At 69.8% G+C, this 9,684-nt stretch carries 11 protein-coding genes and 2 pseudogenes; 4 read left to right on the top strand and 9 right to left on the bottom strand.

Annotated features, from left to right (window positions below; genetic code table 11):
- Both C1I98_RS40265 and C1I98_RS41085 read right to left on the bottom strand, forming a co-directional pair.
- Nucleotides 1–579: pseudogene (locus tag C1I98_RS40265) on the bottom strand (hypothetical protein); the annotation flags it as partial.
- A 35-nt stretch (nucleotides 580–614) separates the two neighbouring features.
- Nucleotides 615–1,352 carry a CAP domain-containing protein gene (locus C1I98_RS41085; RefSeq protein WP_233506997.1) on the bottom strand — a complete coding sequence of 246 codons (738 nt, stop codon included), beginning with the start codon at nucleotides 1,350–1,352 and terminating at the stop codon, nucleotides 615–617.
- 444 nt (nucleotides 1,353–1,796) lie between these two features.
- Between C1I98_RS41085 and rplM the strand changes: the two genes are divergently transcribed.
- Genes rplM through glmM form a run of 3 tightly spaced genes read left to right on the top strand, consistent with a single transcriptional unit; the run spans nucleotide 1,797 to nucleotide 4,201 of the window.
- Nucleotides 1,797–2,240, top strand: coding sequence for a 50S ribosomal protein L13 (gene rplM, locus C1I98_RS01850; protein WP_111165294.1), 444 nt, complete (start codon nucleotides 1,797–1,799; stop codon nucleotides 2,238–2,240).
- A 45-nt stretch (nucleotides 2,241–2,285) separates the two neighbouring features.
- Complete coding sequence (rpsI, locus tag C1I98_RS01845; protein WP_111165293.1) at nucleotides 2,286–2,807, top strand: 30S ribosomal protein S9; 522 nt, start codon at nucleotides 2,286–2,288, stop codon at nucleotides 2,805–2,807.
- Nucleotides 2,804–4,201 (top strand): phosphoglucosamine mutase, encoded by a 1,398-nt coding sequence (gene glmM / locus C1I98_RS01840; protein ID WP_111165292.1) that lies wholly within the window; start codon nucleotides 2,804–2,806, stop codon nucleotides 4,199–4,201. Before rpsI ends, glmM begins: the two co-directional genes overlap by 4 nt.
- Before the next feature lie 62 nt (nucleotides 4,202–4,263).
- On the opposite strand, the gene C1I98_RS01835 is transcribed toward glmM, so the two are convergent.
- Nucleotides 4,264–4,845 (bottom strand): TetR/AcrR family transcriptional regulator, encoded by a 582-nt coding sequence (locus C1I98_RS01835; RefSeq protein WP_111165291.1) that lies wholly within the window; start codon nucleotides 4,843–4,845, stop codon nucleotides 4,264–4,266.
- Between the two features lie 69 nt (nucleotides 4,846–4,914).
- Here C1I98_RS01835 and C1I98_RS45265 point away from each other — a divergent pair, with 69 nt between their 5' ends.
- A complete protein-coding gene (locus C1I98_RS45265) occupies nucleotides 4,915–5,550 on the top strand; it encodes a heavy-metal-associated domain-containing protein (RefSeq protein WP_306461830.1) in 636 nt (211 codons plus the stop codon).
- Here the strand turns inward: C1I98_RS45265 and C1I98_RS01820 are convergent.
- The 6 genes and pseudogenes from C1I98_RS01820 to C1I98_RS01795 all read right to left on the bottom strand — a co-directional run bounded on the left by C1I98_RS01820 (nucleotide 5,532) and on the right by C1I98_RS01795 (nucleotide 9,661).
- A complete protein-coding gene (locus C1I98_RS01820; RefSeq protein ID WP_158557857.1) occupies nucleotides 5,532–5,936 on the bottom strand; it encodes an alpha/beta hydrolase in 405 nt (134 codons plus the stop codon). The two genes, C1I98_RS45265 and C1I98_RS01820, sit on opposite strands and share 19 nt — an antisense overlap.
- A 686-nt stretch (nucleotides 5,937–6,622) precedes the next feature.
- On the bottom strand, nucleotides 6,623–6,949 hold the full coding sequence (locus tag C1I98_RS01810; protein ID WP_111165287.1) for an STAS domain-containing protein: 327 nt from the start codon (nucleotides 6,947–6,949) through the stop codon (nucleotides 6,623–6,625).
- Between the two features lie 90 nt (nucleotides 6,950–7,039).
- On the bottom strand, nucleotides 7,040–7,510 hold the full coding sequence (locus tag C1I98_RS01805; protein WP_146607243.1) for a DUF5994 family protein: 471 nt from the start codon (nucleotides 7,508–7,510) through the stop codon (nucleotides 7,040–7,042).
- Between the two features lie 176 nt (nucleotides 7,511–7,686).
- Nucleotides 7,687–8,208: an MmyB family transcriptional regulator gene (locus C1I98_RS43485; protein WP_233506995.1), complete on the bottom strand. Its 522-nt coding sequence runs from the start codon at nucleotides 8,206–8,208 to the stop codon at nucleotides 7,687–7,689.
- A 139-nt stretch (nucleotides 8,209–8,347) separates the two neighbouring features.
- Nucleotides 8,348–8,488 (bottom strand): annotated as a pseudogene (locus C1I98_RS43480) (helix-turn-helix transcriptional regulator); the annotation flags it as partial.
- Nucleotides 8,489–8,944: 456 nt separating this feature from the next.
- Nucleotides 8,945–9,661: an ABC transporter permease gene (locus C1I98_RS01795; RefSeq protein ID WP_111165285.1), complete on the bottom strand. Its 717-nt coding sequence runs from the start codon at nucleotides 9,659–9,661 to the stop codon at nucleotides 8,945–8,947.
- Nucleotides 9,662–9,684: the final 23 nt, after the last annotated feature.

Below are 9,684 nucleotides of genomic sequence, written 5' to 3'. Positions count from 1 at the left end.
GCTCCGGAAGGGTTCGCCGAGCCCGAACGGCTCGCCGAGCCCGGAGCCCGGGCCGGTCCTGATGTCGGGGTTCGTGCTGGCCCCGGGATCGGTGTTGGGACCGTTGTCGAAGTCCTGCGGCCCCGGTCCGCCACCGAGGATCGGACCGACCCCCAAAGGGTCCGCCGAACCAGAGCCGACAGGGCCAGAGCCGGAGCCAGGACCCGAACCCGGCCCCTCGGGACGCCCGCGCCCGAAGACCTCGCTCGTCCCCAGCCCCAACGGGTCGCTCCCCGGCACGCTCTCCCCAGAAGGGGCCGCCCCCGTCGGCCTCGGCGCGCCCAGCGGCCGGCTGAGGTCCAAGGGATCGAAGTCCGGGTCGAGCGCCCGCTCGAACCCCGGGTTCAGCCCGTAATCCGGGTGGTCGGGATGGTCAGGGCCGGTCTCCGGGCCGGTGCCGGGCGCGCGCTGGGAGTCGTGCGGCGGCTCGGCGGGCTGCTGGTTGTGCGGCGAGGCCGCGAACCAGTTCTCATTGGCCGGTGGCGAAGAGCCGGACTGCTCATACGGCTGGCGACGTGACGGTTCCCCGGGGTTACCCATGCGCAGAGATTAACTGTGAACGGGCACCGAGATGGTCATGAATATCCGAAGTCCTGTGTCCACCACAGCCCGCCGGGCCCCTCCGCGACCCCCACTCCGATGGCCACCATCCTGCAGTTGAGGATGTTCGCGCGGTGGCTCCGGCTGTTCATCCAGCCCTGCACGGCCTCCTTCGCGCTGAGGTACCCACGGCCGATGTTCTCCGCGCCGCCGTCCTTATAGCCCGCCCGTTCCATCCGCTTCCACGGCGACGAGCCGTCCGGAGAGTTATGGGTGAATTGCCCGCTTTCCGCCATCTCGGCGGAGTGCTGCCGCGCGGACCGCACCAGCCGCTGGTCCAGACGCAACGGCCGGCAGCCGTGCTTGCGCCTGGCCCGGTTGGTCAGTCGTACCGCCTGGCTCTCCATCGCGCGCAGCGAGCCGTACGGCGAACTCGGGACGATCCGCGGCTGCTCACTGAGCTGCCCGCCGACATCGGCGCCGACGGTCGCCTGCGCCCCCACGGCGTCCTGCGGCCCTGGCATGTGCTCGCCGGTGGCATCGCTGGTCGAGCGGGGACGTGGGGCCTGCGTGTGCTTGGCGTGCGGCGCGGAGGGCGTGGGGCGCATGACGGCGCCGAGCGGCGCGCGGCTGCGGCCGGCGCGCGGTTGGGCCAGTACGGTGGGCGTCGCCGGCTCGACGTTGTTCAGGAACACCGGCTCCGGCTCCTCCGGGCCGCGTGAGACCCGTCCGATGACGATGCCGGTGATGAGTACCGACACCAGGCACGCCACGATCCCCAGGTGACTCCGGCGCCGGAGCATCGCCTGGGGTGACCGAACGTGAGGGGGCTGCCGCATTCCGCCCCCAACGATAGAGATGTTGAGTCTTGGGGAAAAAGGGAATCGCGGGAACGAAACCCAACCGTTCTCCTTCCGTCCCCCGTGCGCATCAGCGATCTTCGCCGTGGAGCCCGGTCCAAGTCCCGTAGGAGCCCCGCAGGAGCCTTGGGGCAGCGTGGTCCGGCGCGGCTGTTTTGACCCATGCCGCCAAGGGGCGGTATTCTGCTTGTTCGTTGTGTGCGAGCCAGTCCTTGGCGACTGGAGCGCGGCGCGTCCGGCGTCTTCTCCCGTGTGCGGAGACGGAAGGTCCGGGTCGCCGTGTGCCCGCACCTTCCCACCACAGGCTGCCATCCCGAAGGCAGCGCCGAAGACGCGAGCAAAGAAGGCCATACGACCGTGCGCACGTACTCAACCAAGCCCGCCGAAGTTCAGCGCCAGTGGTTCGTGATCGACGCGACCGACGTCGTGCTGGGCAGGCTCGCCAGTCAGGTGGCGACGCTGCTTCGCGGTAAGCACAAGCCGATCTTCGCCCCGCATGTCGACACCGGCGACTTCGTCATCGTCGTCAACGCCGACAAGATCGCGTTGACCGGTGACAAGCTTCTGCAGAAGAAGGCGTACCGCCACTCGGGCTACCCCGGCGGTCTGCGTTCCGTCAGCTACGGCGAGCTGATGGAAAAGCGCCCCGACCGCGCCGTGGAGAAGGCCGTCAAGGGAATGCTCCCGAAGAACGCCCTCGGCCGGAGGATGGTCAAGAAGCTGAAGGTCTACGCCGGTGGGGAGCACCCGCACCAGGCGCAGCAGCCGGTCCCGTTCGAGATCACCCAGATCTCTCAGTAGCCCAGAGCATCCCACCAGTAGCGCCGAGAAAGTAAGAGGAGAACCGTGGCCGAGCCCACCGGTGTCGAGACGCCCGTCGAAGGCGAGCTGGAAGAACTCTCCGGCGAGGACTTCCCGACCGAATACACCAGCGAGTCCGTCCCCGCCGGCGACGCGCCTGTCCGCAAGCCCATCACGACGGGCAACTCCTACGGCACCGGCCGCCGCAAGGAGGCCGTGGCGCGGGTCCGCATCGTGCCCGGCACGGGCAAGTGGAAGATCAATGGTCGCACCCTCGACACCTACTTCCCGAACAAGGTCCACCAGCAGATCGTGAACGAGCCGTTCGTCACGCTGGGGGCCGAGGAGCAGTTCGACATCGTCGCGCGGATCGACGGCGGCGGCGTGACCGGCCAGGCCGGCGCGCTGCGCATGGGCCTGGCCCGTGCGCTCTCCGTGCTCGACGTCGAGACCAACCGCCCGCCGCTGAAGAAGGCCGGCTTCCTGACCCGCGACGCGAGGGTCAAGGAGCGCAAGAAGTACGGCCTGAAGAAGGCCCGTAAGGCTCCGCAGTACAGCAAGCGTTGACGGCGCGGCTTTTCGGCACCGACGGGGTCCGTGGGGTCGCGGGACGCGACCTCACGGCCGAGCTCGCCATGGAGCTGTCGGTGGCGGCGGCGCACGTGCTCGGTGACGCGGGAGCGTTCGCCGGGGGCACGGGCGACATGGCGGGCGTCGGCGCGGCCGGCAGCGCCGCTGGGCGTGGCCGCCCGGTGGCGGTCGTGGGCAGGGATCCGCGGGCCTCGGGGGAGTTCCTTGAGGCCGCGGTGGTCGCCGGGCTCGCCTCCTCGGGGGTGGACGTGCTGCGGCTCGGCGTACTGCCGACGCCCGCGGTCGCCTACCTCACGGCGGCGCTCGGCGCCGACCTCGGGGTGATGCTCTCCGCGTCGCACAACCCGGCGCCCGACAACGGGATCAAGTTCCTCGCCAAGGGCGGCTACAAGCTGCCCGACACCGTGGAGAACGAGATCGAGGAACGGCTGGGCGAGCGATGGGAGCGCCCGGCCGGATCCGGTGTGGGCCGGGTCCACGAGGCGTACGGCGAGGCCGACCGGTACATCGCGCACCTGCTGACCACGCTGCCCGTCCGTCTTGAGGGCATCAACGTGGTCGTGGACTGCGCCAACGGCGCCGCCCACACCGTCGCCCCCGAGGCCCTGGTGCGCGCGGGCGCGACGGTGGAGGCCATCGGCGCCCGCCCGGACGGCCTGAACATCAACGCCGGGTACGGCTCGACGCACCTCGACCGGCTCCAGCAGGTCGTGGTGTCGCGCGGCGCCGACCTCGGGGTCGCCTACGACGGCGACGCCGACCGCTGCCTGGCGGTCACCCACGAGGGCGAGATCGTGGACGGCGACCAGATCATGGCCATTCTCGCGCTCGCCATGCACGCCAAGAAAGAGCTGGTCAAGGACACCGTGGTGGCCACGGTCATGTCCAACCTGGGTTTCAAGATCGCCATGCGGGGGGCCGGTCTCAACGTCATCGAGACGGCCGTCGGCGACCGGTACGTCCTTGAGGCGATGAAGGCCGGCGGCTACAACCTGGGGGGCGAGCAGTCCGGACACGTCCTGCTGCTGGACCACGCCACCACCGGCGACGGGCTCCTGACGTCGCTGCACCTGCTCGCGGAGGTGGCCAGGCAGGGGCGTTCGCTGGCCGAGCTGGCCTCGGTGATGACCCGGCTGCCGCAGGTCCTGATCAATGTGAAGGGCGTGGACAAGGCCAAGGCCGCGGCCTCTGCCGAACTCGCGGCGGCGATCGGCCGCGCGGAGGGCGAGCTCGGCGAGACCGGCCGCGTGCTGATCCGGCCCAGCGGCACCGAACCCATGATCCGCGTCATGGTGGAGGCGTCCTCCGAGGCCATGGCCCAGGAGATCGCGGGCCGGCTGGCGGAGACGGTCCGCACCACCTGCTCCTGAACCTCTACGTCGCACGTCACCCCGGCTCTGTTTCGCAGCCGGGGTGTCGTGTTCTCCGGCCGTCATGGGGTGAGGGCGCGCAGGAGCGTGGTCCGCAGTGCCTGCGCGGCCTCCTCGGGCGGCATGCGCCCCGCGGTGACCTGCTCGCTCGCCGCGTGCGCCAGTTTGACGGTCACCATGGCCAGCCACTCCGCCGGCAGGCGGTCATCGAACTCCCCGGCCAGTCTCCCCCGCTCGATAACCCGGATCAGGCGCTCGCTGATCGGCGCGTGGACCTTGCGGTCGGTGTGCGGGCTCACGGGCGTCGTGACGATCGCCTGGATGAGCCCCGGGTAGCGCTCGGCCGTACGGGCGGCGGCGTCGAGCACCCGTAGCAGCGCCTCGGTGGCCGGGCCCGTGTCGGGGTCGGCGGCGTCCATCGCGGCGGCGGTCTCGTCGGTGACCTGCTCGACGACGGCGGCCAGCAACTGCTCGCGCGAGCGGAAGTGCGCGTAGACGGTCTGGCGGGTCACGTCGGCGGCGATGGCGATGGCCTCGACGCTGGCGTCGGGATCGGTGCGCAGCAGCCGTAGCGCCGCGTCGAGGATGGCCGCCCTGCTGCGCAGCGCGTCGGCACGGCGGTTGCGGGCCTGGTACCGAGACAACTCTTACACCTTGCCAAGGTTTTCGTCGGGTGTATATCTTACGGGCTGTAAGAGATAGTAGGTGATGGGATGACCATGTTCAAAGACAGCCTGCTCAACGGCACCTCGCTCAACGGGACCGACCCCAAGGAGTTCATCACCGGGTTCTACCGGGCCCTGAACGACGACCTGATCAACACCGACGAGGACGCGGGGGTGATCATCGACCGCTACCACACGCCGGACATCGTCCAGGTCGCCGACGGGCACCGGATGGACCGCTACAAGCTCGTCGCGCACACCCGCCCGGTGCGCAAGAACCGCCCGGCGGTCCGCATGGAGGTGCACGAGGCGCTGGGGGGGCGACACGCTCGCCGCCAGAAACACGCTGCACGTGCGAAACCCCAAGCGGGATCTCGCCATCGAGGTGTGCTTCTTCGGGCGGTTCGCCCCCGACGGGCGGATGCGCGAGGCCAACATGCTCACCCGCATGCTCCCCGGCCAGGAGGAGGCGCAGGCATGACACAGAACACCTACCGGGTGAGCGGCATGGTCTGCGGGCACTGCGCGCGGTTCGTCGGCGAGGAGATCGAACGCGTCCCCGGCGTGAACGCGGTGACGGTGGACGTCGACGGCGGCACGGTCGCCGTCACCAGTGACCGTGCCCTGGACGTCGGCGAGGTCCGCGCCGCGGTCGAGGAGGCCGGCTACGAACTGGTCTCGTAGACCGGCCGGTCGGTGAGGTCCCGCAGGAGGAAGTCGTGCGACTCGCGGGCCTGCGCGGGCGGTTCCAGCGGTACGGCGGGGCAGCTCGCCCGGTAGGCGGGCGGCTTCAGCGTGATCAGGTAGCGGTCGATGGTGCTGATCGTGCAGTCGCTGCGGTCGTAGACGCCGTGTCCCACGCCCTCGTAGGTGAGCAGCCGGCCGGTCTTGCCGAGCTGGCGGGCGACGCTGACCGCCCAGGCGTGACCGGTGGAGGGGTCGTGCCGGAAGTTGACGACCAGGATCGGCGGCGCGCCGCGTACGCGCAGGCGGTGCTGCGGGTTCGGGATGGGCTTCGGCTCGCTCAGGCACCAGGTGTTGAGCGTCAGGTGGGACGGGTTCAGCTCCACGTCGGGCGCGACCGCCTTGGCGCGGCGCAGGTACCTGGCGTACTGCCGGTAGTCGCGGATCGACGTGTCGAAGTCCGCGCGGTCGAGCTGCCAGGCAAGGTGGATGCCATCCGCCTGCGCCTGCGCCTGCGCCTTTGGCCGTGCCTGCGCTCGCGTCGAGGCGGGCGATCTGGTCGGCGACCGACCACCACGCGGGCGCGTACGAACCGCTGGAGATGATGCGGGCCACGCTCCGCCTGGTGTACGTGCCCAGCTCGCCGCGTTCGGCCCGGTCCATCAGCCGCGTCCAGATCGCCCGCACGTCCTTGCCGTGCAGCGCGCACCGGGTCTCGCCCGCGCACCACTTCACGAAGGCGTCGAAGGCGTCCTGGGCGAATGCGGCCGTGTCGCGGAACGCGCGGCCCTCATCGATGCTGTGGTCCACGACGCTGTCCAGGACGAGGGCGCGGACGCGGCGGGGGAGGCGAATAATGGGCCGGCTTTACGCATGTGATCTCCAATCGCCAGCGCACGTCCATTACCTGGACGCCCAGATTGTCGATCACCTGGTTTTCCGTGGCCATAGGCCGGAATGACCATTTGAGATCACGGAAGCGCCTCCACGGGCGCCGAACAAGACCCGACACCGTTATCAGAGGATTCCACGCTTTACGCGCGAATATGGCCGACTCCAGGGCCCGCTTTGATTACCACGCCACCACCGGCAGCCTGCGGTCCAGGCCGGTGATGTACAGGAGCCGGGACATGTACGGGCGCGGTGCGGTCAGCACCAGTGTGATGCCCTGCGCGCTGGCTCGGTGCTGGATGCCGACCAGGACGGCCAGCCCGCTGGCGTCGCAGAATGTCATCGCGGACAGGTCGAGGACCAGCAGGCTCGTGCTCCGCTTCAGCTCCTCCAGCAGTCGCCGGCGAAGCGCCGCGCTGGTGAAGATGTCGATCTCGCCGTACAGACGAACGGTGGTGGGCATCGATGCCCTCGCCGCGCTGAGCGGAATACTGTCGATTACCGTCATGGGTTTCTCCGATCGGAGAAGTGTGAGAAAGCCGCCGGGGTGTCCGCCGCCGTGCGGTTGACAGGAGTCGGGCCGGTCGCGCAGGCGACGTCAGGATCGCTCTGCAGGGCCGGTGAGCGGTACCGGGCAGTTCGGCACGGTCGGTCGGCCGGTCCGGTGCTCATCCGCGGCGGGACGTGCCGCGTTGTCCGGCTCGACGACCAGCAGGGTGATCGACTCGCCGTCCGCCGATGTCAGGCGGACCACCCGTGGGTCATCGCGAACGAGCGGGCCGACCTGGATGTGACGCCCTCGGGCCGGGATGAGACGCGGGATGTGGTCCCATGCGTCGGGATGCACACGGACGCTGACGGTGGTGTGGTCCAGTCGCTGATCTACGGCGGCGATGAGGGCGGGCAGTTCGGCGTCGGCGTCGCACGAGCGGGGCCACCACGCCCCGTCGACGCCTGCCCGCCGGCCGCGTGCCGGATTGAGGCTGAGCCGGACGGCGGAATCGATCGTGGGAGTCGCGCGGGCGATCACGGTCAGCGGCCTGCGCCGCGACAGAGGTGTCGGCATCATGGTTTGCCTGGCCTGACCGGGCCTTGCGGGGCCCGCTGATGTATCTATCGCCGCGGGCGACGCCGACCTGAATGCCAACGCACGAGAAGTCCTCGGTACAAGCAGTCTACCTTGTCGCCTCCTGGGCCGGACCGATACCCGAAGCCGATTTCGGCAATTCCTTGGCCGTCAGTTCGTCAGTTCGTCAGCTCGCCGGCTCTTCGGCCGGGCACCCGGCCGAAGTGGTGGATCGTGGTCGCGTCGCCGGGAAAGAACGCCTCCACGGCGATGTCGTCCAGGGTGATGTCGAACGCGGTGCCGAAGGTGGTGACGGTGCTGATGAAGGTGAGTTCGGTGCCCTGGTGGCGGATGCGGATGGGGAGCGCGATGTCGGCGGGGTCGAGTGGCGGCGGATCGTCGTCCGGCCCGTAGGACCGCACATCCTCGTACAGGGCGGTGAGCTCCGGGTCGCCGGTCCTGGCGGCCTGGCGGGCCAGGCGGGGGAGCAGGAACGCGCGGACCTGGGCGAGATTGAGCAGCCGGGGCGCGTAGCCGCTGGGATGCAGGCCCACCCGCATCATGTTGACCCGCGGCCGCAGCAGCGCCGGATCGACCCCCTCCAGGAAGACGTCGATCGCCGAGTTGGCGAACAGCATGTTCCAGCGGCGGCCCATGGCGACCGCGGGATAGGGCTCGTGGCCGCGGACGACCTGCCGCATGGCGTCCCTGGCCGGCTCCAGATGGGGATCTTGCAGTGGCCGCTTGCGGACGACGGGGCGCGTGCCCGGCGGCCACCAGCAGGCGGTTGCGCTCCCGCAGCGGGACGTCCAGGTGCTCGGCCAGCCGCAGGACCATCGCGCTGCTGGGGACCGTGCGGCCGGTCTCCACGAAGCTGATGTGCCGGGTGGACACCCCGGCCTGGATCGCCAGGTTGAGCTGGCTGAGCCCCCTGCGGTGCCGCCATTCGCGCAGCAGCTCACCGGCCGGCCGATCTCCCATCATGGGGACATTATCGCCCGCAGTGCCGATCCGCTCGATTACCTCGTGGGTAATCGACACGGCCGCACGAATTCTGGAACGGTCGGGCCCATGACCGAGACCAGTGAAGGTAAAGCCGCGAACAACAAGGAACTCGGGAACCCGCCCGAATTCCGCACGGGATGTTCTGACCTTTTGCGCTGGCGGCTATTCCCTGATCAGGGTTGAGCGGCGTCGCCGTAAGATTCGGATAGGTCTCCAGGAAACGGATCTCCACCCCGCCTTTCCGCAGGGACGAGACGCCCTACGCGGCAGGGGCCTGCTCGCCGGCGCAGGCGGTCAATGCCGCCACCGTCTGCATGGCACCGGTGAGGGCGAGACCGCGCCGGAGCGCAGAACTCATCACCGCCGCGTTCGGTCGGGCCGTGTCGCGCGTGTGCGCCCCGCCCTACCGTACGGGGCGCACACGCGCGGATGTCACTCCTCGCCGGCGAGGGTGAAGGACCGCAGGCGCTGGCCGGCCCAGAGGACCGCGCCGACGGTGACGACGGCGATGGCGATGAGGGCGAAGCCGATGCCGACGCTGGGCTTGGTGAAGAAGCCCGAGGTGTTGAACTGGAAGGCGACCGACTGGGCCCACTGCTGGATGGAGAAGTTGCGGGCCCCGGGGACGAATACGCCGACGACGGACTCCCAGATCAGCGCGTACGCGATGCCGATCGCCACCGCGTGCTTGGTGATCACGCCGAGCAACAGGAACAGCGCGGCGTAGGCGAGGCCACCGGCGAACGCGCCGACCGCGAACCCGAAGGCGATCCCCGCTTCCATGCCGACCAGCAGGTAGGCGGCGGCGAAGGCGGGCAGCGCGCCGAACAGCGCCAGCAGCGAGGCGGCCACCCCGAACTTGGTGATCGCGATCGCCGGGCGGGAGATCGGCTTGGACAACAGGTGGACGATGGTGCCGTCGTCGATCTCGGGCGCGATCACGCCGGTGCCGGCGATCAGGCCGAGCAGCGGCAGCATGGTGCCCACGCCGAAGATCTGCATGAGCATCAGCGCGGACCGCTCGTCGGCGCTGCCCAGCATGCGAAGCAGTACGGCCAGCGCGATGAGCCCGGCGGGCAGCAGGACCATCAGCCAGATCCGCCGCCGCCCGATGACCATCCGGTAACTGATCCCCGCGACCGTACTCATGGCCTCACTCCGTTCGGGTGGCG

It is taken from the genome of Spongiactinospora gelatinilytica (assembly GCF_003236385.1).
Classification (GTDB): domain Bacteria; phylum Actinomycetota; class Actinomycetes; order Streptosporangiales; family Streptosporangiaceae; genus Spongiactinospora; species Spongiactinospora gelatinilytica.
The sequence above is the reverse complement of the archived record's forward strand: the minus strand, read 5'-3'. Positions and strand labels throughout refer to the sequence as shown.